Raw genomic sequence first — 22788 nt, forward strand, 5'->3', positions numbered from 1 at the left:
CAATTCCAAATTCATAAACCATTCTCTGTTCAAGAAAAGGACCTGAGGACCCTTGTATAGTACATACGAAATGCCGGGCCATGACAGTGGGCCAGCGGAGACAAGGAGAAAGCGGCCGGCGAACTGGCGCTCAAATGCCTGGCGCTGGGACCTGGCAACGATGTAACCGTGGCACTGCTCAATCGCGATAGCTATCGGGACGATACAGTAAGTAGAACGAGCAAGGAGATTTAATATGAGGAATTGGCTGGTATTGCTGGCTGTAGGTATTGGGATCAGTGGGCTGTGTACAAGAGGACTGGCAGAGGGCCAGGTTATATACGGGATGGGGAATAAGTATACCCTACACAAGAGCCCGGGGCCTACAAGCGCCAGGATTCGTTTTTAAATTCTAATTCAATGTCGTATAGTTAATCTTGTCGCACCTTTAAGGTGAGTCACTCTGCCGCCCGGCTGATGCAGCGCTGCAGAGTGGCCCACCTTTTAACTGGCAAAAGTTTTCTAAGCTAACCGATGTTGAATTCTAATTACCTATTTTTTGGTTGAGATACTTACAAATTTCTTCGTCGTTGAATTTGAAAGGGGTGTACCAATGCTTTGCCTTTTTAATTGAAATTTGAATTCTCCGTTTTTAGTATTGACTACAGCGGCTTTCATAATTAGTAAGAAAGGCTCGCTTTTACACTGTCCATATCTGAATAGGGAATTTTAAAAGGGCTAAAGCCATCATAGGTCATTGAACTTATGAACCCTGGCTTGAACTCAATATAATCATCATCCAAGATCATTGTCCCATTTACGCCAACGCCACCTAAATATTTTTTTGGAGGTTATCTGCCATTGCCAACAATGAGTCTGCGCTTACATAGATTCCTCTCTTTCTAAGTCCGTACTCATACACAAAGGTCAACAACTTATTACTTGTCTTAGCGTCGGGGAAATAGAAGTCAACATCATAGGATGGTTTTGGATTACTACAAGATAAAAAGGCAGATACTATCAGTATTACCAATCCTACAAGCCCTATTCTAATATGTTTCATGAGTGATTAATTAGCTTATATCATTTTGAAGATCGGCAGAAAGAGCACAAGTACGCTTCCACACAAACCTCACGCTGGATACTTGCGCCAAGGGAGATGAAGGTGAGCCGCTCTACAACGCTGCATTTGCCAGTCTGCAGAGCGACCCACCTTTCGCCAGGGGCAAACAAATAAAATTTGGATGACAGTTCCCTGCGCCAAGGGTTGGGGGAATTCACTCACTCGCCAGAGGCGAGCGAGTGTTAGCGAGTGTTAGGAGCAGGGAGCACAAGTATGCCAACTCCTGATGAAGGTGAGCCGCTCTACAGGGCTGCACGGGCCAGGCTGCAGAGCGACCCACCTTTGTACCATGCACCAGCCATAATAAATTAAGATGACCGTTCCCTGGACCATGGATGAGGGTTTCTTGCAGCCTAGTGTATGCTTTTAACATATTGAATGGCATACTTAAGAGATACGGCAAATATTATTGACGAGGTTATCAACACAATTACGGCGAGCCTATTTGTTTTTACTTCTGTAAGGGAGAAAGTTGCCCTATGGTACTCGTTTTTCAGGCTGAAGACCTCCCGGTATTCTTTTATGTGACAATAAAAGCTGGCAATGAACCCAGCAATTGCCAGTGCAACGGATATATCCTGCTTTGTTCCTTCAAAGTTGATCGGCCTGTTACTGCATAATGGAATAATACTAAAGCAGATCATACCATAAATAATGGAAGAAAGCCCAGTACATATATAACGCAGGCGTTTGTTTCGACGATAGAAGTAGAAATACAAATACCCAAAAATAAAGCAGGTGACAGCAGCAAATGGCCAATTGTACCGGAAAATGGCCCAGGGTATCAGGCTAAAAAGAGGCCAAAAATGGTGATATCAAATATAAAAAATCGTGAATCACTCAAAGCATGATAGTATCTGGCCATAACATCAATTATTGATGATTGTTAATATTTAATTAACCAACAAAACTGGTTCCTGGAAATCAAGTAAGCTGTGTATTCTTCCAGCCGATCCTATGAGCGGGTATGGTTACTTGCTTTCCTGAAATCGGATTCCTTGCTGAGTCAAAACTATCTCAATAATAAGTTTACTGGTAGAGGGATTTCACCCATTTTGTCCGAGGGATGTTTTTGGGAGTATGATTTTTCCACCTGCGGCCTTAACTTTTGATAAAAAAGCCCCGCCTGGTGGCGGAGCTTTGTATATAAGCATGGAGGTTAAAAACGCTATTGGGTAAGTCCCGTGGCCTGGTCTACACCTTCATTAAGGTGACCAACCGTCTTAGATTGCCCTGTTCGACCACGGCATAATAAACGCCCTTGGCCCAACTGGTACCAATGGTGAGGGTAATGCTTCTACCGGACCTGATGACCTTATCGACCAACACGCCACGGCTATCGTAAAAACCAATGGTAACCGGATAGCTCATATTGGTGGTGATCTGTAAGGTGAAGTAATTGGGAGCCGGATTGGGCATTACTTTGACGACGAGGGTGGCAGACCCTTCAGCGGGCTGGGCCTTCACGGTAATGGTTACATCATCTTCGGCAGTGGCGCCCTTATTGTCTTTAACCTGGAGGCGAAACACATAGATACCCACCACCAGGTTGGACAGCACAGGTGAAATAGCAGTGGGGTTGTTGATGACGGCACCTGCCGGTCCGCTCACCTTGGTCCAGGTATAGGAAACGAGGGTGCCATCGGGATCGCGGGAGGCGGAACCATTGAGAACGGTTACATTGACGGGTAAGCTGATCACGATATCGGATCCTGCATTGGCGATGGGCGGCTGGTTGCCTGCTTCATTCACGGTTACGGTAACCTCATCTTCGTGGGTGGCCCCCTTATTATCAGTTACCTTCAGGCGGAATACGTAGGTACCGGCTACCAGGCTAAGCAAGCCGGTAATGGCCGCCGTAGGTGTTGCCATGGCATATTGTGCCGGGCCGCTCACTTTTGACCAGGCATAGGCAACAATGGAACCGTCGGGGTCATTAGATGCAGATCCATTGAGGGTGGTACTGTTGGCCGGCAGCAGCAGGTTAATATCCGGTCCGGCATTGGCTACGGGGGATTGGTTGCCTGCCGCATTGACGGTAACGGTTACATCATCTTCGGCTATAGCGCCTTTATCATCGGTTACCTTCAGACGGAATACATAAGACCCTGCTACCAGGTTGGTGAGGGTAGTAGAAGCTGCTGCAGGATTGGCCAGGGTAAATTGTGCAGGCCCGCTGATCCTGGTCCAGGCATAGGCTACAATACTACCATCGGGGTCTTTGGAACCGGTTCCATTTAAGGTGGTACTATTGGCGGGCAAGGTGATTACGATATCGGCACCTGCATTGGCTACGGGTGTTTGGTTGCCAGCCGCATTGACGGTTACCTGCACATCATCTTCGTGGGTAGCGCCTTTATCGTCGGTTACTTTTAAGCGGAAGGCATATACCCCTGCTGCCAAACCGGTAAGGGCTGTAGTGACGGCGGTTGGGTTGGTAATGGTGTACTGTGCAGGGCCGCTTATTTTTGACCAGGCATAGGCAACAATGGAGCCATCAGGATCTTTGGACGCAGTACCATTCAGGGTAGTGCTGTTGACAGGCAAGGTCATTACGATATCAGCGCCTGCATTGGCCACGGGTGTTTGGTTGGCAGTGGCATTGACGGTTACCTGCACATCGTCTTCGTTGGTAGCGCCTTTGTTGTCAGTGACCTTTAACCGGAAAACATATACACCAGCTACGAGGTTGTTCAAGGGACTGGTGGCAGCCGCCGGATTGGCGATGGTAAACTGGGAAGGGCCGCTGAGCTTGGTCCATTGGTACGCGGTAATGGACCCATCAGGATCGAAGGAAGCAGTACCGTTTAGGGTTGTGTTGTTGACGGGCAGGTTGATCACGATATCGGTACCTGCATTGGCCACCGGCCCCTGGTTGGGAGGAATGACTACGGCATCGGTATACAACTGGCTTTGGGGCACATACTCAACAGGCAAGCTGGGGGCGCTCCACAATAATCCCATGCCGGTGCCGGCATCGTTGTTAAAATATTCGAGTTTAATATCATAGAGCTGACCAGCTACGAGTGTAACAGGGGCAGATTTGAATTGATCGGGATAATGTTCGACCCAGCTATCAAATACAACTTTGTTATCGATCCACAACCGATGGCCACCACCGGAACCCAGGTAAAAAGTATGGGGCTCTGAAAACTGGGCCATGATCTTACCAGTCCACCGTACTGAATAGACAGTGCCTGTGATGGCATAATGGACACCAGCACTCCATTCGGTAAAGCTCACGTTGGAGTCGATACGGGTCATGGCCGGGTTGGTGAAATTGTTGCTGTTAAAATATTCTCCTTTCAGGCCCTTGCCAACGCCCCATACGGTGGCGGCAAAGGGAGCGATATTGGTAGTTCCGGCTTTGGTGATCTGGTAGGGTTGGCCTGATTTGGGTTGTACGCGGATGGTTTCACCTGCTACGGCATCTTTGTGTACGGTGATGGCGCCTGATATATCGCATTGGATCAGGTCGGTAGAATGGATCTCGGGTTCTGCTGAATCCAATACGGCGGCTACCTTACAATTACGAATTGTTACGTTACGTACAAATACAGGGCGGTCGCCGGGCAAGGGGCTATGAATGACTTGTATACCATAATCAATGATACCCGCGCCATCGATGGTGATGTTTTCCAATCGTACGCGGTTGGAGTTAACAGAGGCGGCTTTGACCTCGATACCATTGCCATAGAAGAAACCTCCGGTATAGGTATAGGAGTTGGCATAAGCGCCATGGAACATACCCCAGGCATTGTGGTAGGCAACAAAATCTTCTACTACGTGGTTGCGGGTAGAGTTTTGCCATACGCGCAATCCACAATCGCTGTTGTGGGCCATATTGCCAGTAAAGATCCATACGCCTTCATTGATCACGGCTTCCCAGTTATAAGCGCCACCATCGGCATGATCGCCCTGACCACCGGCCACTACTACATTGTTCTTACAAATATTTCCATCGCCGGTATTGAGCCCAAAGCCGCTGGATGAAAAGGTAGGGGCATCTTCGGCATTCATATTCAAGGAGCCGGTGACATAGCGGGCAATGGCTACGATATTGTGGTCATAGATCACATCATGGGTAGAATCGCCTGGGTCCCACCAGAAGGCGGTCTCTAAAACATTATATGCAATGTTGTCTATGAATTTGATGCCGTGTGATACGTGGGGTACATAGCTGTGGTTACCGGCATCTCTGATAACATTGCCTTCGACCACGGAACCACGGCTGCCATCCATACAATGGTGGAAGTGCATACCGTAGCGTCCAGCCACCAGTTCAGCCGCACTGGAACCACCCCTATCCTTGCGGGCGCCCATATTACGGATGGCGGTGTATTTTATGTATTGGGGTTGTGTAGAACGAATGAATATATGTCCTTTTCCAGAAGTAGTGCCTTCAATCCTTACGTTGCGGGTAAGGTTCATTACTTCGGCGGTCCACTGGTTGTTGACCACAGGATGGGTGCGACTGGCGCCGCTGCTTAATGTGATAGAAGTACCGGCCACTGCTTTGATGGTCCTTTCCTCAAAGCCTGCTGAAAATGCAGCGCCCACGGTAGGGGGCTCGGTAGGGGTAATACTGATCTCATCGCCTGGCTGCCAGTTTACAGCGCCTTCTACGGTTATGGTAGTAGCACCAGCAGCTACCGCCCCTCTACTCTGGTCCAGGATGTTTTGGAAGTACCAAACAGGTCCAACAGGCCCGCGCCCATGACCCATAGTCCCACATCGCTGGGTAATACATTCATACCACCGCCTACAAACCTGGATTCATCGACATTGGCAAAACGTATTGTTTGGATAACGGCTGCATTGGCAGGGCGCATCTGCAATTTACCTTCCACTACGACATTGGCAGTAGTTTGTAAAGTAGCGGATTGATTGGCATCAAATAGCAAAGTGGCACCAGGGCTGATGTTGACACCGGCCACGGTAGTTTGAGCTACATCAAATGTGACGGTAGTACCGGCAGCGATGAGGGGCGTATCGGTTTCAGCGGGCAGTTTGCCGCCCCAAGTAGCGGGATCGGACCATTTACCAGATTGCATGCTACTCATGGTACCTACGAGGGCAACGATCTTTTCGGGAGCACAACCAATTGCGGAAGAACGCCGGCCTAATTTTTTATTTGCACCTACCGGGGAGGGAATCAGGGCCATGCCGGTAGCAGTCAGAGATACGCTTTGAAGGAAGCGCCTTCTGGTGTTTTTCATAAAGGTATTTATTTGGTTTCTCTTAAGAAATCAGTCGAACATTTGAATCAACTATAATGCCGGAGATGCCAGAAACTAGAACAATCACTATCTGTAAAAGACTTTATGGGAATTGGTAATTGATGAATGTGGGATTGATAAATATCAAATGGGGAAGACAAGCTTCGAGCTGTGAGCTACGAGCTGCGAGCGAAAATCGCAGATTACACTGATTAGAATAGATTTCGCGGATTGTTGGGATCTGATAGGTTGAAAGGGAAGAAGGCGAGTAGTAAGTGGTAAGTGGCGAGAGGGGAAGAAGGCAAATGATGAGTGGTCGAAGGTAAGCTACGAGCTGTGAGCTGCGAGTGGAAGATAGATTGGGGAAGGAAATGGGGAGTGGGGATGTGAGCGGAAGATAACTTAGGCGTAGAGTTGGCTTTGGGGAATGTATTCGAGTGGCAAGCCGGGGCATGTCCAGAGCAGGCCCATGCCAGTGCGGGCATCTGTATTAAAATACTCCAATTTAATATTGTAGCGTTCGCCTGCTATGAGTGGCATGGCGGCAGATTTGAAAAGACCAGGGTAATGTTCAACCCAGTTGTCGATGACCAGTTTGTCATCAATCCATAAACGGTGACCTCCACCGGAGCCCAGGCAAAAAATATGTTCTTCTGTGAACTGGGCCTGAACCTGTCCGGTCCACCGTACGGCATAAGTTTTACTGGTAATAGCATAATGCACACCAGTACTCCACTCGGTAAAGCTGACATTGGAATCAATGCGGGTCATGGCGGGAGTTGTGAGGTCAATGCCATTGTAATACTCGGCCTTCAGTCCCTTGCCATTGCCCCAGGAGGTGGCGGCAAAAGGTGCAATGGTGGTTTTACCTGATTGGGTAATTTGGTAAGGTGTTCCATGAATGGATTGCACGCGAATGGTTTCGCCTGCTGCGGCGTCTTTGTGTAAAATAAGAGGGCCTTCAATATTGCATTGGACCAAATCGGTTGAATGTATTTCGGGCGCTGCGGCATCAATGAGGGCGGCCACTTTACAACCCCGGATGGTTACATTGCGGATGAAAACGGGTTTGTCGCCCGGCAGTGGGCTATGAATTACTTCAATACCATGATCAATGATACCGGCACCATCCACGGTAATATTCTCTAACCTAACGCGGTTGGAGTTGGAAGAGGCGGCTTTGATCAACAAGGTATTACCGTAGTATATACCACCATTGTAGGTATAGTTGTTGGCATAGGCACCGTGGAAGATGCCGACGCCATTATGATAAGCAATAAAATCATCTATCACATGGTTGCGGGTGGAGTTTTGCCATACACGCAGGGCATTGTGGTTGTTATGGGCCATGTTATCGTGAAAGATCCACACGCCTTCATTGATCACGGCTTCCCAATTATAAGCGCCCCCATTGCCATAATCGCCCTGGCCACCCGCTACTACTACATTGTTGCGGCAAATATTGCCATCGCCGGTATTCAATGCAAAACCGCTGGAGGAGAAGGTAGGCGCATCTTCGGCATTCATGTCGATGGAACGCGGTACGAATTTGCAACCGGCCACTATATTGTGGTCATAGATCACATCATGGGTAGGGTCGCCGGGGTCCCACCAGAAGGCGGTTTCGGTTACGTTGTAGGCGATATTGTCGATGAACTGTATGCCGTGTGATACATGGGGTACATAGCTGTGGTTGCCGGTATCGCGGATCACATTGCCTTTTACCATGGAGCCACGACTGCCATCGTGGGAATAATGGAAATGCATGGCATAGCGGCCAGGTATCAATTCGGTAGCGGGTGAACCCCTGGTGTCTTTACGCGGCCCCATATAGCGGAAGGCGGTATATAATATTGACTGTGGTTTAGAAGAACGGATAAAGAGATGTGCCCGTCCTTTTTCAGTGCCTTCGATGCGTACATTGCGGGTCAGGTTCATGACCTCGGCGGTCCACTGTTTATTGACCAGGGGTGGTTGCGGCTGGCGCCACTGCTAATAGTAATAGAAGCGGCAGTTACTGCTTTGATGGTCCTTTCATCAAAACCAGTGGTATAGGAATTGCCTACGGTAGGCGGCTCGGTAGGGGTAATGCTGATCTCATCGCCCGGCTGCCAGCCTTTTGTTGCCTTAAGGGGAATAGTGACGACCCCGGCAGGTATGGCATGGGTAGCATGGGTCCAAGCAGTTTTGGCGGCACCTGCCAGGTCCAACTGGCCAGCCCCCATTACCCATAAGCCGGTATCGGTGTTCATTACATTCATGCCCCCTTCAAATTTGGTTTCATCAATATTGATGAAACGCAGGGTATGGATATGGGAGGCAGCAGCCGGCCGCATTTGGAGGATGCCTTCTACTACGATATTCGTGGTGCTTTGGAGGGAGAGTGACCTGGCGCTGTCGAAAACGAGGGTAGCGCCCTTGCTGATGATGAGTCCGGCAATGGTGGTATGCCCGCTGTCATAAATAATGGTATGTGCTGAAGTGATGAGGGGTCTATCCAGGGGAGTTGGCAATTTACCTCCCAGGTAGCCGGGTCGGACCATTTGCCTGAACGTACGCTGCTGATGGTGCCGGTCAGGTCAGCAGGCTCAACTTCGCGCATGGGCGCACAGCCCACAGCATTCTGTCGCCGTATTCTTTTCCTGGCACGCAGACCGGGTACCAGGAGCAGGCAGGCTGCTGTAAGGAAGGCATTACGTAAAAAGTGGCGGCGGGTTTGCAATGAACGCTGATTTAATCGCTGATTTATGGATTGAAATGGATTTCGCTGATCTAAAAGCAGCAAGGGATGGCCAGGGAGATCCCGCCAGTTGGCGGGACTTGGAGGGCGACCCACCCTAAAGGCGCTTTCGACAGCCCTTCGACAAGCTCCTTTGAATCGAAGCTATGTAAGGGATTGCCCCTACAGGGCAATTGGAATTTATTGGCATACATTTCTACAAAGCTGGTGCCCCTAACGGGGCATGAATACCCTTCGACAGGCTCCTTTGAATCGAAGCTATGTAAGGGATTGCCCCTACAGGGCAATTGGAATTTATTGGCATACATTTCTACAAAGCTGGTGCCCCTAACAGGGCATGAATACCCTTCGACAGGCTCCTTTGAATCGAAGCTATGTAAGGGATTGCCCCTACAGGGCAATTGGAATTTATTGGCATACATTTCTACAAAGCTGGTGCCCCTAACGGGGCATGAATAAATACCCTTCGACAGGCTCCTTTAGACCAGGGTGAGCTGCTTCCCGCGAAGGGGGACAAGCTTTGAAGAGCGACCCACCCTAAAGGCAACGAGGCAACAAGGCATCGAGGCAACGAGGCATCGAGGCATCGAGGCAACGAGCCAACAAGGCACCAAGGCAACGAGGGTTGGCACCTTTAGAGTCCGAAAGACCGTCCCGATAGCTATCGGGAGGAAAGTCCGGAAGAAAAGTCTTAACCCGACTTCGACAGGCTGACAACCTAATACGCGACTTCTTTTTGTAAGAAGGCTTCTTTTAAAGGTTGGACCTGATCCAATTCTTCGAACTCGGAATTGTTGGATTTGAATTCGGGCACAAGTTCTTTCATCTTTTTTACAAGGGCATAATCATCTCCATGGCGGCTGATGCTGATAAGTTCTTCTATATCCATAACAGCCTGATCGCAACAAGGTACTACCCGGGCGATCTTTATTTTATCGTGGTGGGTGGGCAGTGTTTTCTCTTCTCTGTTGAGTAGTTCTTCATACAATTTTTCTCCGGGTCTTAAACCGGTATACACGATCTTGATATCTTCTTCCGGAACGAGCCCTGCCAGGCGGATCATTTTCAGGGCCAGGTCAGCAATCTTAACAGGCCGGCCCATATCAAAAACAAATATTTCAGATCCCTTACCCATGGTCGCCGCTTCGAGTACGAGTTGCACAGCTTCGGGGATGGTCATGAAAAACGGGTAATGAGGGGATGGGTTACGGTAAGGGGGCCGCCGGCTTCAATTTGGGTTCGGAAGCGGGGAATAACGGAGCCATTTGATCCCAGTACATTGCCAAACCGGGTAGTGATGAATTTTGTTTTAGAATTCCTTGCGTAGTAGATAAATTGTCTGCTCCATGAATTATAGATGTGAACGATGTCATCGGCGGTTTTATTCTGCACAATATTAGAAAGGGACTGTACATACATTTCGGCGATGCGTTTGGAGGTACCCATTACGTTGGAAGGGTTGACGGCCTTATCGGTAGAGATCATCACAAACTTGTGGACGTTGAAGAAAACGGACAGGTCGGCTACGATCCTGGTTCCTAATACGTTGGTAAGGATGGCTTCGGCCGGATTTTTTTCCATCATGGGCACATGCTTATAGGCTGCGGCATGGAATACGATATCGGGATGGTATTGGCGGAAGGGTATTTCCATGCGGTTGCGATCGCGGATGCTGGCAATGAATATCTTTACTTTAACATGGGGAAAGGTCTCTTCTACCTCCAGCTGCATTTCATGCAGGTCGGATTCGGCCTGATCGCATAGGATAACGGTATCGGGTTGGTAGGACAATACCTGGCGAACGATCTCGGCGCCAATGGAGCCCGCCGCGCCAGTGATGAGGATACGCTTGCCGGATAGTTCATTGTTGATGTGCTGTCCGTTGATCACAATGGGCTCTCGCTGCAGGAGGTCTTCAATACGTAGTTCCTGAATTTGTTTGATGCTTAGTTTGCCATATACCCATTGATCGGAAGGGGTACGGTCAGTACCTTGATGCCCAATTGAGGCATTTTTCGATCACGGCTTTTTTATCCTGGCTGGTAAGCTGATCATTCCTTAGGATGAGTTTATCGATGTTCTTTTTGATCTTCAACAACCCCAGGGCCCTGATATGATAGATCTTGACCTGTTGAATATAGGAGTTGATGCGGCTGGCATTGTTCTCAATAAAACCCGCGATCACGAATTTATTGGTGGGGCTTGATTCGATGGCCTGTTTAATGAGTATGGCTTCGTGATCGGCGCCATATACCAGGACGTTCTCTTTGTGGGTATTGGAGATGCGTTTGATGGAATGGTAGAAGCCTCTAACGAGGGTACGCATCAGGATGAGGAGGGAGGAGGCAATAAAAAAATTAACGAGGAGTACGCCGGCAATGTTGAGGGAGCGGATATGGTATCGCTGTGCTACAAAGAATTCGGTAGCTACAGGGTAAATGATGCTCACCATCAATACGGCCAAAAAGATGCGCATCATATCATGGATATTGGAATACCGTATAATGCCGGTATGGATACGCATGAGGAAAAAGATCAAGAGGGCAATAACAACATACACAAAGGTGTAAATAAAAAGTGGCCTCTTAAAATTTCCTGGAACTGGAATTGTTTAACGATAAAATACGACAAGGAGAACGAGGCACCATTAATGGCCAGGTCAACCAGCAATACAACCCATCTGGGTACTGATTTGGCGTAGGAAAACAGCTTCTTCATAATCATTGTTTACGTTGGTTAAATGATTGGCTTCCGCGGCAGGAATGAATCAAAGAACAGGTTTACTCAGCAATGGTGTTTGCAGTAAGATCTTCGGACCTGTGTTTGGAGGCAATGGTTTCATAGATACGGGCTACTACTCTGTTTAATTCGAGGTAGGTAAGGTTGGAACCTGATGGCAGACAAAGTCCTTTTTCAAAGAGTTGTTCGCTGGTTCCATTGCCATAAAAAGGGGCATGGGCAAATACGGGTTGCAGGTGCATGGGTTTCCACAAGGGGCGGCAATCGATATTGTCTTTTGTGAGGGCCAGGCGTATGTCTTCGCTGGTGAACCGGTTACTTTCAATAAGTACGGTGGTAAGCCAGTGATTGGAATAATAAGCAGGAGCAGGTTCAGCGGCACACTGAATGCCGGGTATTGCTTCAAAGGCACGTTGGTAGAAATTGAAGTTCCCGCGTCGCTGGAGGATGCGTTGGGGCAATACTTCCATCTGTCCGCGGCCGATACCAGCACATACATTGCTCATGCGGTAATTGTAGCCTATATGTGAATGCTGGTAATGGGGTGCTGGATCCAGGGCCTGGGTAGCCAGGAAACGGGCTTTGTTTACATAGTTGGGATTGGCGGATACGAGGGCGCCTCCTCCGGAAGTGGTAATGATCTTATTACCATTGAAGGAAAAGATGGCGATATCGCCAAAGGTGCCCACTTGCTGGCCATTAAAAGTGGAGCCCAATGCTTCGGCGGCATCTTCGATCAAGGGTATTTCATAGTGCCGTGCAATGGGCAGGATCTGGTCCAATTGGGCGGGCATGCCATAGAGATGCACGAGGATGATGGCTTTGGGCTTTTTGCCTTTTTGGATACGATCACGAATTGCTTGTTCCAGCAGCCTGGGGCATATATTCCAGGTAGTGGGTTCGTTGTCGACAAAAACCGGAGTAGCCCCCTGGTAAAGGATGGGATTGGCAGAAGCCGCAAAGGTCATGGACTGGCATATCACTTCGTCGCCAGCCTGAACACCTGTAATGACAAGTGCCAGGTGGAGGGCTGCAGTGCCAGCACTCAATGCGGCCACCTCAACATTTTCCCGTAAAAATGCCGCAGGTCCTGTTCAAACCCATTTACATGAGGTCCCAGCGGGGCTATCCAGTTTGTGGCAAAAGCGTCCTGTACATAGTGCAATTCGTTTTCGCCGATATGGGGAGATGATAACCAGATCTTCGGATTCATATCAATTGTATTTCATCAAATGAGGCAATGAGGCAGGATGGCCATGGCTTGCCGGTAAATGACTGGGTATGGATATGGGTGCCTCTGTTGAGCAGGCAAGCCGTGAACCAACCCAAGCTGGCAGGGGCGATAAAATCCTTGGTAGTATTATCGCCGAAATAATAAAACTCATGACCGGGATATTTATGGCCGAAGTAGCGGTAATTCTTTTCATCGGGTTTTTCGGACCCAAACTCTTCGGAGATGATGACATCGTTGAAATAGGATTGAGTTGCAAGGCCTTTAGTTTATTCCTTTGTGTTATGCTTCGTCCATCGGTAATTAACCCAGCAGGAATGGAAAGTGCGCTTAAACGCTCCAGGAAAACAGCCGCATCGGTATTGAGTTGTATGTTGGGTACATGTTCGCGGTATGCTGTTAACAGGGTTTCGATGGTGATACCGGGTAAGTGGTTGCTGTATTGTTGAGTATCCACCGGAATACATTTTCTCCGCTGCTGTACTGTTGCCACATCCTGGAATAGATATCGGCACCGATCAGGGGCGCCAGTTTGGCGGCAATGGCCCTGAAGCCGGACCGGAGAAAATCGATCTCGGGAAAGAGGGTATCATCCAGGTCGAAAACAAAAAAGGTATTGGGTTTAATTCTTATTTGCATGTACGAGTACTTCATCGTCGTAACGAAGCATTAAAAGTTGATCTTCCCAATTTTCGGTATAGGGTATCTCCTGTTGCATGAAATATTCCTCTATGAGCCAACGGGGATAATTGGCGCCGGCATGGTAGGAAAGGGGAAAACCACCGCCAAAACGTGCGTTGATCTCAATAGCGGTTACCTGGCCGGTTGTTTTATGCAGGAAGAACTGGGCGGTTAAGCAACCAGCAGCACCTTCGATAAAAGTCATCTTTTGCCTGAGGTATAGCAATAAGCCGTTTTTGCAGGTGATGCCTTTATTGATCTCGCCCGCGCGTACGAGTAATCTTTTTCGGGGACGATGCATTTAACGAGACCGGCTTTGTTGTAATACATATCCACGGTGTATTCATCATAATCCTGCTTGGCCAGGTATTCCATAAAGAGGAAGTTATCATTGGCCAGGTGATGAGGCAATAGGTCGGCCTGCTGGTGAATGATATAGGTATCGGCACTCAGGCTTCCGTTATAGGGTTTGATGAATAAAGGGAACCTGGGATTTTGTTTGTCGATGGAAGCCGGCACGGGATGCCCCGTTGCTGAAAGAACAGGTTGATCTTTCTTTTATCCCTGCATTGCTCAATAAATGACAAGGATGAGACAATGATCTGAATTCCTTCCTTAGTGAATGGTTCTTTGTGTTGGGCCAGTACCATGAGCTCGGTATCGATAGTAGGTACGATCATTTTAATGCGCTGGCGCATGCAAAGGGCCATTAGTTCATCGATGTATCCTGGGTCTGTGGCTCCTGGCACCCTGAAATAAGCATCGGCTACGTTGCAGGCAGCGCTTAGCTCAGGGATTCATATCGGTGGTATAGGTTTTGCTGCCAGGAAAAAGCTGGCTTAGCTCTTTTTAAACGCCCTGACGAGTGACACTCTTTGCCCGGCTGATGTGATGAGTATATTCATGTATTTGGTATTCCTTTAAATGCAGGCATGGTAGCATGGCCTTGCTGGCTAATGCCTTCGGTTCTAAACACTTTCTTTATGGTAAGGGCCATTATTTTAACATCTAATGGAGCACTGATATGATCTACGTACCATATATCGAGTTGAAACTTCTGTTCCCAGGTAATGGCATTGCGTCCATTGACCTGGGCCCAACCGGTGATGCCGGGCCGTAGTTCATGGCGCCTGTTCTGTTCCGGGGTATAGAGGGGCAGGTATTCTACCAGCAAGGGGCGCGGCCCGACCAGGCTCATGTCGCCTTTTATTACATTGATCAATTGGGGTAGTTCATCGAGGGAAGTTTTACGGATGAGTTTTCCCAGGGGTGTCAATCTTTTTCATCGGGTAGCAAGTGGCCCACGGAATCCTTTCGGTTATTCATGGTCCTGAACTTGAGCAATAAAAGATGCGACCCTGTTTACCTGGTCTGTGTTGGCAAAAGAAGGGATTGCCCCGGTTCGCTATTGCCAGCATGAGCATAATGAGCAGGAATAGGGGCAAGGCCAGCAAGAAAGCCAGGCAACTTAGGATAGCATCAATGAGGCGTTTGAAATATTTAGGATACAAGGGCATGCTGGTTTAGGAGTTGTTGGTATTCATGGAGTAATAAAGACCAGAAATGTTTTTGATCATACCGTTCGGTGATCAGTTGCCGGGCCCGGGTTTGCATGTGTGCGTACAAGGCTTTGTTGGTAAGCAATGTTTCCATGGCCTCCCGAAGGGCTGCTTTGTTCTTTACGGGTATGAGCAACCCATTTTGTCCTTGTTCAATGATCTCATTGCAACCATTGATATCGGTTACAATGGCGGGCAACCGGAAGCAACCAGCCTGCATGGGTACATTGGGGAAACCTTCGCGGTAGGAAGGAAACACAAGGACCTGGCTAATCAATAACCAGGGCCGGATATCCTGTTGAAAATCGACCTGTATAATATCATCGTCGTTCGTGATGGCAGCAAGGGTCTCTTTGCTCAGGGGATCCAGGGCTGGTTCATAAGGTCCTACCAATAGTAGCTTGATATGGGGATGTGTTTTCTTCAGTTCTGTAAAGGCGGTTACGAGTTCTTCAATGCCTTTATCTCTAACCACCCGGCCAATAAACACAAAAACAAAATGACGGGGCTCCAGGGCCAGTTTTTTGTGTAAAGCAGTGGCGGTTTGTACCAGGGCTTCATTGGTTTGGAAAAAGCTGGTATCGATGCCATTGCTGCTGCCATTGCCCAATACCTGCACTTTGGCAGGCTTACAAAATTTATGGTCCAGCAGAAAATCAGCCAGTTTGCCTGAATTGGGATAGATCCTGGTGGCACAGGTATAGGTGAGGCGTTCGGTCCACTCCAATATCTTTTTTTGAACCCTCGCTGCTCCATCAAAGGAAGGCCCGCCACGGTATGGAGGCGAACAGGTACACGGGCTAGCCTGGCAGCGATCATACCCAATAAACCAGCTTTGGGGGTATGGGTATGTACAATAGCCGGATGTTCTTTCGCAAATAACCGGTACAATCGCCATAGGGCCTTCAGGTCGTTGATGGGGGTGATGGCGCGTGTCATGGTAACAGCAGTGGTGCGTACACCTTCGGCCTGTCGCACCTCCTCCAATATTTGACCAGGAGAAGATACTGCCAATACCTCAAAATGATCGGACATGAAACGAAGCTGCTGCCTGAGCAATACTTTGAGGGAAATGGGCACTGTGGTGATACGTACGAGTTTTGCTTTCATGGTAGTTAAATAAGTCCGAAGTCGGAAAGTCCGGAAGTCGGGAAGTCCGGAAGTCGGGAAGTCCGGAAGTCGGGAAGTCCGGAAGTCGGGAAGTCCGGGAAGTCCGGAAGAAAACCTTCTATTGTTCTTTGAGAGGCGTCTTTAAATCGGGCTTAGTCGGTTTCGAAGGGCTGTCGGGTGTGTAGCCGGAGGCTACAAAATAGCTTCACTCGCCAGAGGCGAGCGAGTGCCGGTAGTTGAATGAGTCCGGAAGACGGAAAGTCCGGAAGTCCGGTAAGTCGGGAAGTCCGGAAGACGGAAAGTCCGGTAAGTCCGGAAGACCGGAAGTCGGGAAGTAAAACCTGCCACAGATATTCAACAAGCGACGCCAGATCAGGGTGAGCCGCCCTGCGAGGGCGACCCACCCTGAATCCGCCGGCGACAGGCTTTCCTTTCTAAAATAGTTCGAGGTCGCCGGTGGCATAGGACCAGTTTTGGGTATTTAATAAATACCGGAAATCATCTTTCATGTTCAGGTCTCTTAAAGTAATAATGGGTCCTAATGGCCGCACGGGCAATGGGCCCATCCACCGGAAGTCAGCACGATGGGTTTTGAACTGCTGCCCGGAAAAGGAAATAAAATCTATTTGTTGTTGTTCACAAAAGGGCAGGACCTGTCTTTTAATGGCGCTATTGAGAAAACCGTGATCAGCCCTGGGATTCAGTTTTACAAAATCAACCAGCCGTAGTTCTTTGGTAAAGGCATGTCGCTTTATGCGGCTGATGAGTAAAAAATTTTCCTGGTCGGTAAAGTAGTTGTAGTTGAATAAAGGGTTATTGGCATACCGCCAGGATATATACTGTGGTGAAAGCAGGGTGGTCAGTTGTTCGTTTTTTTGCACCAGGTGTTCCAGGCTGTTCAATACGCCTTGTGTCCATTTTTGAAAAGGGGTAGGATCATCTTCCAGCCGGGTATATTTTTCTTTATCAAATAGTTTTGCGCGAAGGATGGAGAATGGCTTCAGGAGTTTAATCTTCAAGGGCATCCTGCCCTGCTCTACCCAGCCCATTTTCAGGTAGCCGGGTTTGCTTTGGCTATTGGGGGTATTGAATACAAATAGTACACCTTCCTGCTGGCAAGTATCCAATTGCTGCAGGGTGAGTTTTTTGAAGATGCCTTTGCCCTGGTAAGCCGGATGGGTAGCTGTATCAACGGCTCTGACGGTTTTGTATATTCTATCATTCCTTAACCATTCCCATTTCATGAAGGCACGTACACCGACGAGTTGATGACCGTCTTCGGCCACCAGGATATAAGAAGGGCCAAAGGGATTTTGGTCATGTTTCCATGACCAGAGTGCCTGGGATTTGGGTATGGAAGATTCGCCCAATGATTTGCGGAGGAGCTCTATAATGGCGGGCGTATCTTCGGGAGTAGCGGGACGAACCAACATGGCTAATGGTGCAGGTTGGTATAGTACTCGCCCATATTCCAGCTTTGCATGCCGTATTTGTTTTTGCATTGTTGGTATTGTTTTAACAGGGTTTCAAGGCCTTCCATATTTTGCCGGGGGTGGTCGCCAAAGTTTTCGGGATGCCACCATAAATGGTAGCACTCTTTGCGGATAGCGGCAGTACGCAATTCCTGGCACAAACGGTTTAAGCGCCACTTATTGGCAAATTGGTATTTGGACCGCCAGGGACGTAAGAAGCGGCTGGCGGGTAGTTGAAGGGGCTCGCCCGGTATTTTTTGATAGTGCTTACGGGGTAAGATGTTCTTTGCGCACCCACCTGGATATAAGCATCGGCAGTACGTACTAATTTGCGCACCAGGCCACTTCCTTTATTGGTAACGGGACTCCAGAACCAATTGGCGGGATTGGATCGAATGGTGGTGATGCCTTGCTCGTAGCAAGTTTTCAGGTAAGCCGGATTAAACTGGTTGCGCGGAAATACGAGGGAAGTGAGTTTGCTATTGAATAGAGCGGCGGCTTTTTGGGCAGCCTGTAGGTCGGCCTCAAAAGCACGTGGCTCCTGTTGTTGTTCCAGGCAATAGTAATGGCTAAAGGTATGGCTACCCAGTTCCTGACCGGGATATTGCAAGATGGCCTGTATGATACCGGGTGCAAAATGGGCCCAATGGTATTGGGCTGGTAAAGTCTGTTGCATAGCATACTGGTAAGCGGAATATTTTTCCACGGAATAACGGGGCTCAATAGCTGGCCTTAATTGTTCCCACTGTAACTGGTCTTTGGCAAATAAGCTGCCCACGGTCGCCCAAGTTACATGGACGTTGTATTTGGTAAACAGCTCCAACATGCGGGGTATGAGTTGCAGGGTATTGCGGTAGCAGGTTTCTCTTTGTTGACGGTCTTTTTATCAAATACGCCCCAGTGGAGTTCAAAATCGAGTGATATGGTAAAGATGGCTTGCATGTTTGATTTCATTAAGGGATTCAAGCTGGGAAATACAAGCTGCGAGCTTCGAGCCACGAGCTTCGAGCTGACAAAGCCGGAGGCTTTGAAATACCCGTCACCAGCCAGAGGCTGGCGACTGAGAGACTGATAAGGGTTGCGGAGAAATGGTTGATGCTGGTTGTTGGGCTTGTACTTTTTTCTTCCGGTTGACGGCGATGCTTTTTTATAATCCATGAACATGATCAAGATGAACAAGAAGAAATACATGACCATGCTTTTTTGACGGATGATGATGCCCAGGTTGGACAAGGTGCCGGACAAAGCCACGGAAGTAGCTAGAAATGCTACGGCGCTGGTTTTAACGAGGGCGGAGGCTTTGCTCATGAATTTAAAAAAGCCAGGACTGAAAGCGCTGGATGCCAGCCACAGGTAAAACAGGTTTTCAAAAGATACGATGATACCAATAGGGCCTGGTGCATCGACAAACAAGGGACGGAACCAGAAGGTAAATAATTTCAATGGGAGGGGATAACCAGAGATATCAATACCCGACCCTGCCTTGGCCAATTCTACTGAACGGTGGCTGGACAGGTCGTCGAAGCTTTGGAACAGGTTTTCGCTATCGAGGTTGGCAAAAGCCATAACATCATCATACAAATAAAAACGGCTACGGCTACACCCGCTATGACGATGAGTTTTTGGTACAAGGGTACTTTTTCACGGGCTGTTACCAATCCCGCCAGGATACCGAGGGCCATGATGAAAAAAACATGTGGCCGCACATGGTATACAATAAGAAGGCCTATCAGCAAGGGCAGTTTACGGCTCTTCAAGCGGCTAAGACCATACATGGCCATACCTATGCCCAGGAATATAATGGAGCCTTTACCGAGGGAAGCTGTCCAATAATGCATATTGGGCAGGAAAATGATGAGGGTCACGAGGTCAATGCCTTTGAGGGTATGTTTGTACCGGATGTTCTCGCGGAAAACGATGTAGAAAAATACAAATCCCCAATAGCCCATCCAAGCAAATAAGAACATCATCATTTCATAAGAGAACGCAAGGATAGTCACAAAGGGATATGCCATGAAATCAATAAAGGGGTGCCTGTTCCATAGGCATCGATCCAGGTTTCATAGTTTGTTTGTGCCCGGTTGAAATAAGCCACGGAATCGGAAGCGGAGGACTGTACATAGATATAATAAATAAAAGCAAAGAGGATATGGTACCAAAACAATGCTTTCAACAATCCCAGGGGTAGCCAGGTAAAGCGGGCTTTTAGTACCTGCAACAGGGGCAGGGTACAAGCAAAGAGTAATAGGATTAAAATGATGGCGCCAATCATAGCTCAGGATTCTTTTTGAATAAGGTGATGGTAATGGTTTCCAACCGTGACACCATTTTTTGCATACTGAAATGGCGGACAACGGTATCGCGTGCGGCTTGTTTTAAAGCTGGCAGTTGACCGGGTTGGTCCAACAGTGCGGAAATGCGCTGGGTTAATAAGGATGGATTGTTTACAGGTACCAGTATGCCATTGTTGTTGTCATCAATTACTTCGGGAATACCTCCTGCATCGGTGCAGGCTGGTATACAGCCCATGCTCATGGCTTCGAGCAAGGCAATGGGCAATCCTTCAAACTCGGAGGTCATCATAAAAATATCGATGGCTTTTAACCAGGGTTTGATATCGGTTTGCAATCCTGGGAAGTAGACGCAGGACCGCAAGTGCAGGGACCTGGCCTTCTGGTGTACTTGCTCTCTCAATACGCCATCGCCTGCAATGATGAAGCAGGTATTGGGGTGTAGTGCATGTAGCTGGCTGGCAATTTCCAACCATTGGGTCAAGCGTTTTTGAGCCCTGAACACGCAGGCAATACCAATCACTGTTGTGCCCGGCGGGATATTCAACTCGCTGTGTATATCCCGTTCGATGGGCTGGTGGGCGGCAAACTTATCGGTGTCGATACCATTTTGCACCACCTGCATAGGCGGCATTTGCCGGTGGTAATTTTTTTAATAGACCGGGCTACTTCGCCTGATACGGCAATGACTTGTTGCTGGCTAGAAAAGGTAAGCTTGTTCATGAAATAGGTGAGCTTATGGTAGCGTTCCCATTTGTTGTGTTCGGTATACACAACGGGGATACGGGTTAATCGGCCCACCAGCCTGCCCACAATGCCTGCCCAGGGCAGATGGCAATGGATGAGTTGGATATGGTGCTTCCTGACATAAGCAATGATCTTGCTGAGCTGCATTACAATGCGGATATTGTTACCGGCAGGGAAACAAACAACGGTGCCGCCTGCTTTTTCCAATTCATTGACGACCTGGTTTTTCCAGGGCAGGAAGTAGAGGTAATGAAAATGGTATTTTTCGCGGTCATGTTTATTCAATGACTCGGGCAGGAGGATTTCGGCTCCCCCGCCCCAGTGATTTGATGATGTGGAGTACGGGAATGGCTGGTTGGGCCGCTGGCCTTTTTATGGGCAAGGATGGTAGCATTGGTATTCATGGTGAGGGCTATATCAGTTTTTGTACATGGCGGCTTTCCTGCCAATGGCGCACTACGGATTCATATACTTTAATAAACCGGCTGGCAATCCATTTATTGAGGTAACCGGAAACGACGAGTTGGTGTGCATTCTGCAGGAGGTAACGTTCTTCTTCATTGTTTTCGATGGCATCGCAGATGGCTTGTACAAAGGCATTTTCGTCGCCTTTCCTTACCAGGTGGCCGGTATCGTGGTTGATCAAGATCTCCCCCTACTCCACCCACATCATAAGCCACCACGGGTATCTTGCAATAAAAGCTTCGAGTATCACGCCGGGCAATCCTTCGATGATGCTGGGCAATAGTAAAACATCGGCTGCGGCAATCAATGGCATCACGTCTTTTTGGGCACCTAAGAAGCGGATATAGTTGGTCAATCCTTTTTGGCGTACTATTTCTTCAATGTCTTTTCTTAATGGACCATCTCCTACCAGGTGCAGGCGGGCGGCCGGGTACAGGTTGAGCAGGTCCTGGAATATTGCAATGAGGCGGATATGGTTCTTTTCATAGGTAAAGCCACCTACATGGACGAAAACGGGGTGGAGACCGCTGCCATTGAGCAGGGCGGGGTGCTTCTTTTGTACTACGGGAGTTTCTTCAATGCCAATAGGAACGATCACGATCTTGTTGAGGAACCTGGGATACAGGGTAGCAAAATCGCTGGCAGCGGTTTTACTAACGGACACGATGCTGTCGGTATGGCGAAATAGAAAACGGTTCCATTGCCTGGCCGGCCAGGTTTTGATATATAGGCTGATGGTGCTGGCATTTCTGAAAATGATGGGTTGTTTCCACCGGAAGATGAGTTTGGAGAATACGGCATACTTCAAGGTATCGCCTGCATTGGCCTGGATAAGATCGGGTTTTTCCTGTTTGATGATGCGGGCCAACCTGCGCCAGGCGGTGAAATTGAATAAGCGATGACCTGGTTTACCACCCAGGTTAATGGTTTTACCCTCGAAGGGCAATTGGATATTGCCTGGAAATATAGGTACCAAAATAACCTTGTGGCCATGGCGGTGGGTATGGCTAGCCAACTGTGCAGCAAAGATCTCGGCACCTCTCATTTGGGGTTTCTGTACCAGGTGAAGAATGGTCATGGGTTTGTGGCTGTTAGCTGGTGTAAATAGTGTTCTAATTTTCCGGCAATCTGCCCGAGTTCAAAATGCTGTAGGGCGTGGGCATGCGCAGCCAGGGCCAATTGATTTGCCAGGGTTTGGTTGTTGTAAAACCAGGTCATGGATTGTGCAATAGCGGCTGTTGACGCTGCTTCAAACAAATAACCGGTTACGAGGTGATGAATGATCTCCCGGTTGGCAGGTATATTACTGGCCAGCACGGGTAATCCTGCCATCATGGCTTCTACTACGGATCCGCTGAAACCTTCGCTTAAGGAAGGGAATACAAAACAATCATACTGTTGTATCAGTTGAGGCAAGTCGTTTCGGTTGCCC

General features: G+C 48.6%; 27 protein-coding genes and 2 pseudogenes. All 29 read right to left on the reverse strand.

Annotation, left to right across the window (positions count from 1 at the left end; genetic code table 11):
* Window positions 1-2296: 2296 nt before the first annotated feature.
* The 29 genes and pseudogenes from RS881_RS46295 to RS881_RS46430 all read right to left on the reverse strand — a co-directional run bounded on the left by RS881_RS46295 (window position 2297) and on the right by RS881_RS46430 (window position 22772).
* A complete protein-coding gene (locus RS881_RS46295; protein WP_315816999.1) occupies window positions 2297-5827 on the reverse strand; it encodes a PKD domain-containing protein in 3531 nt (1176 codons plus the stop codon).
* On the reverse strand, window positions 5752-6321 hold the full coding sequence (locus RS881_RS46300) for a G8 domain-containing protein (RefSeq protein WP_315817000.1): 570 nt from the start codon (window positions 6319-6321) through the stop codon (window positions 5752-5754). Before RS881_RS46300 ends, RS881_RS46295 begins: the two co-directional genes overlap by 76 nt.
* 402 nt (window positions 6322-6723) lie before the next feature.
* A complete protein-coding gene (locus RS881_RS46305; protein ID WP_315817001.1) occupies window positions 6724-8259 on the reverse strand; it encodes a PA14 domain-containing protein in 1536 nt (511 codons plus the stop codon).
* Window positions 8256-8864 carry a G8 domain-containing protein gene (locus tag RS881_RS46310; protein ID WP_315817002.1) on the reverse strand — a complete coding sequence of 203 codons (609 nt, stop codon included), beginning with the start codon at window positions 8862-8864 and terminating at the stop codon, window positions 8256-8258. The genes RS881_RS46305 and RS881_RS46310 overlap by 4 nt, the downstream gene beginning before the upstream one ends.
* A 915-nt stretch (window positions 8865-9779) precedes the next feature.
* Window positions 9780-10951: pseudogene (locus tag RS881_RS60865) on the reverse strand (UDP-N-acetylglucosamine 4,6-dehydratase).
* A gap of 94 nt (window positions 10952-11045) precedes the next feature.
* Window positions 11046-11621 carry a nucleoside-diphosphate sugar epimerase/dehydratase gene (locus RS881_RS46325; protein ID WP_315817005.1) on the reverse strand — a complete coding sequence of 192 codons (576 nt, stop codon included), beginning with the start codon at window positions 11619-11621 and terminating at the stop codon, window positions 11046-11048.
* Window positions 11597-11779 (reverse strand): hypothetical protein, encoded by a 183-nt coding sequence (locus tag RS881_RS46330; protein WP_315817006.1) that lies wholly within the window; start codon window positions 11777-11779, stop codon window positions 11597-11599. Before RS881_RS46330 ends, RS881_RS46325 begins: the two co-directional genes overlap by 25 nt.
* Before the next feature lie 62 nt (window positions 11780-11841).
* Window positions 11842-12849 (reverse strand): DegT/DnrJ/EryC1/StrS family aminotransferase, encoded by a 1008-nt coding sequence (locus RS881_RS46335; RefSeq protein ID WP_315817007.1) that lies wholly within the window; start codon window positions 12847-12849, stop codon window positions 11842-11844.
* Window positions 12846-13013: a hypothetical protein gene (locus tag RS881_RS46340; RefSeq protein ID WP_315817008.1), complete on the reverse strand. Its 168-nt coding sequence runs from the start codon at window positions 13011-13013 to the stop codon at window positions 12846-12848. Before RS881_RS46340 ends, RS881_RS46335 begins: the two co-directional genes overlap by 4 nt.
* Window position 13014: 1 nt before the next feature.
* Window positions 13015-13488, reverse strand: a complete 474-nt coding sequence (locus tag RS881_RS46345; protein ID WP_315817009.1) for an HAD family hydrolase — start codon at window positions 13486-13488, stop codon at window positions 13015-13017.
* Window positions 13431-13670: an HAD family hydrolase gene (locus RS881_RS46350; protein WP_315817010.1), complete on the reverse strand. Its 240-nt coding sequence runs from the start codon at window positions 13668-13670 to the stop codon at window positions 13431-13433. Before RS881_RS46350 ends, RS881_RS46345 begins: the two co-directional genes overlap by 58 nt.
* Window positions 13654-13917, reverse strand: coding sequence for an ATP-grasp domain-containing protein (locus RS881_RS46355; protein WP_315817011.1), 264 nt, complete (start codon window positions 13915-13917; stop codon window positions 13654-13656). Before RS881_RS46355 ends, RS881_RS46350 begins: the two co-directional genes overlap by 17 nt.
* On the reverse strand, window positions 13914-14231 hold the full coding sequence (locus RS881_RS46360; protein WP_315817012.1) for an ATP-grasp domain-containing protein: 318 nt from the start codon (window positions 14229-14231) through the stop codon (window positions 13914-13916). The genes RS881_RS46355 and RS881_RS46360 overlap by 4 nt, the downstream gene beginning before the upstream one ends.
* A complete protein-coding gene (locus tag RS881_RS60870) occupies window positions 14162-14461 on the reverse strand; it encodes an ATP-grasp domain-containing protein (RefSeq protein WP_350340019.1) in 300 nt (99 codons plus the stop codon). Before RS881_RS60870 ends, RS881_RS46360 begins: the two co-directional genes overlap by 70 nt.
* Before the next feature lie 152 nt (window positions 14462-14613).
* Window positions 14614-14988: a sugar transferase gene (locus tag RS881_RS46365; protein WP_315817013.1), complete on the reverse strand. Its 375-nt coding sequence runs from the start codon at window positions 14986-14988 to the stop codon at window positions 14614-14616.
* 46 nt (window positions 14989-15034) lie between these two features.
* The gene (locus tag RS881_RS60875) at window positions 15035-15229 is read right to left on the reverse strand and encodes a sugar transferase (protein ID WP_350340020.1); all 195 of its coding nucleotides are present in this window, start codon (window positions 15227-15229) and stop codon (window positions 15035-15037) included.
* On the reverse strand, window positions 15213-15998 hold the full coding sequence (locus RS881_RS46370) for a glycosyltransferase (protein WP_315817014.1): 786 nt from the start codon (window positions 15996-15998) through the stop codon (window positions 15213-15215). The genes RS881_RS60875 and RS881_RS46370 overlap by 17 nt, the downstream gene beginning before the upstream one ends.
* Window positions 15999-16054: 56 nt before the next feature.
* Window positions 16055-16381, reverse strand: a pseudogene (locus RS881_RS60880) (glycosyltransferase); the annotation flags it as partial.
* A gap of 434 nt (window positions 16382-16815) precedes the next feature.
* Window positions 16816-17814 (reverse strand): GNAT family N-acetyltransferase, encoded by a 999-nt coding sequence (locus RS881_RS46380; protein WP_315817016.1) that lies wholly within the window; start codon window positions 17812-17814, stop codon window positions 16816-16818.
* 2 nt (window positions 17815-17816) lie between these two features.
* Window positions 17817-18002, reverse strand: a complete 186-nt coding sequence (locus tag RS881_RS46385; RefSeq protein WP_315817017.1) for a hypothetical protein — start codon at window positions 18000-18002, stop codon at window positions 17817-17819.
* A gap of 17 nt (window positions 18003-18019) precedes the next feature.
* Window positions 18020-18631 (reverse strand): polysaccharide deacetylase family protein, encoded by a 612-nt coding sequence (locus RS881_RS46390; RefSeq protein WP_350340021.1) that lies wholly within the window; start codon window positions 18629-18631, stop codon window positions 18020-18022.
* Between the two features lie 11 nt (window positions 18632-18642).
* A complete protein-coding gene (locus RS881_RS46395) occupies window positions 18643-19434 on the reverse strand; it encodes a hypothetical protein (protein ID WP_315817019.1) in 792 nt (263 codons plus the stop codon).
* Window positions 19347-19853 carry a hypothetical protein gene (locus RS881_RS46400; RefSeq protein WP_315817020.1) on the reverse strand — a complete coding sequence of 169 codons (507 nt, stop codon included), beginning with the start codon at window positions 19851-19853 and terminating at the stop codon, window positions 19347-19349. The genes RS881_RS46395 and RS881_RS46400 overlap by 88 nt, the downstream gene beginning before the upstream one ends.
* Window positions 19850-20125, reverse strand: a complete 276-nt coding sequence (locus RS881_RS46405) for a hypothetical protein (RefSeq protein ID WP_315817021.1) — start codon at window positions 20123-20125, stop codon at window positions 19850-19852. The genes RS881_RS46400 and RS881_RS46405 overlap by 4 nt, the downstream gene beginning before the upstream one ends.
* Entirely contained in the window at window positions 20122-20778 is a 657-nt protein-coding gene (locus tag RS881_RS46410) for a glycosyltransferase (protein WP_315817022.1), read from the reverse strand. Before RS881_RS46410 ends, RS881_RS46405 begins: the two co-directional genes overlap by 4 nt.
* Window positions 20688-21176 carry a glycosyltransferase gene (locus tag RS881_RS46415; RefSeq protein ID WP_315817023.1) on the reverse strand — a complete coding sequence of 163 codons (489 nt, stop codon included), beginning with the start codon at window positions 21174-21176 and terminating at the stop codon, window positions 20688-20690. Before RS881_RS46415 ends, RS881_RS46410 begins: the two co-directional genes overlap by 91 nt.
* Before the next feature lie 127 nt (window positions 21177-21303).
* Window positions 21304-21537, reverse strand: a complete 234-nt coding sequence (locus RS881_RS46420; protein WP_315817024.1) for a glycosyltransferase — start codon at window positions 21535-21537, stop codon at window positions 21304-21306.
* Window positions 21538-21546: 9 nt separating this feature from the next.
* Window positions 21547-22434: a glycosyltransferase gene (locus RS881_RS46425; protein ID WP_315817025.1), complete on the reverse strand. Its 888-nt coding sequence runs from the start codon at window positions 22432-22434 to the stop codon at window positions 21547-21549.
* Window positions 22431-22772: a glycosyltransferase gene (locus RS881_RS46430; RefSeq protein ID WP_350340022.1), complete on the reverse strand. Its 342-nt coding sequence runs from the start codon at window positions 22770-22772 to the stop codon at window positions 22431-22433. The genes RS881_RS46425 and RS881_RS46430 overlap by 4 nt, the downstream gene beginning before the upstream one ends.
* Window positions 22773-22788: the final 16 nt, after the last annotated feature.

It is taken from the genome of Paraflavitalea speifideaquila (assembly GCF_032395985.1).
Taxonomy (GTDB): domain Bacteria; phylum Bacteroidota; class Bacteroidia; order Chitinophagales; family Chitinophagaceae; genus Paraflavitalea; species Paraflavitalea speifideaquila.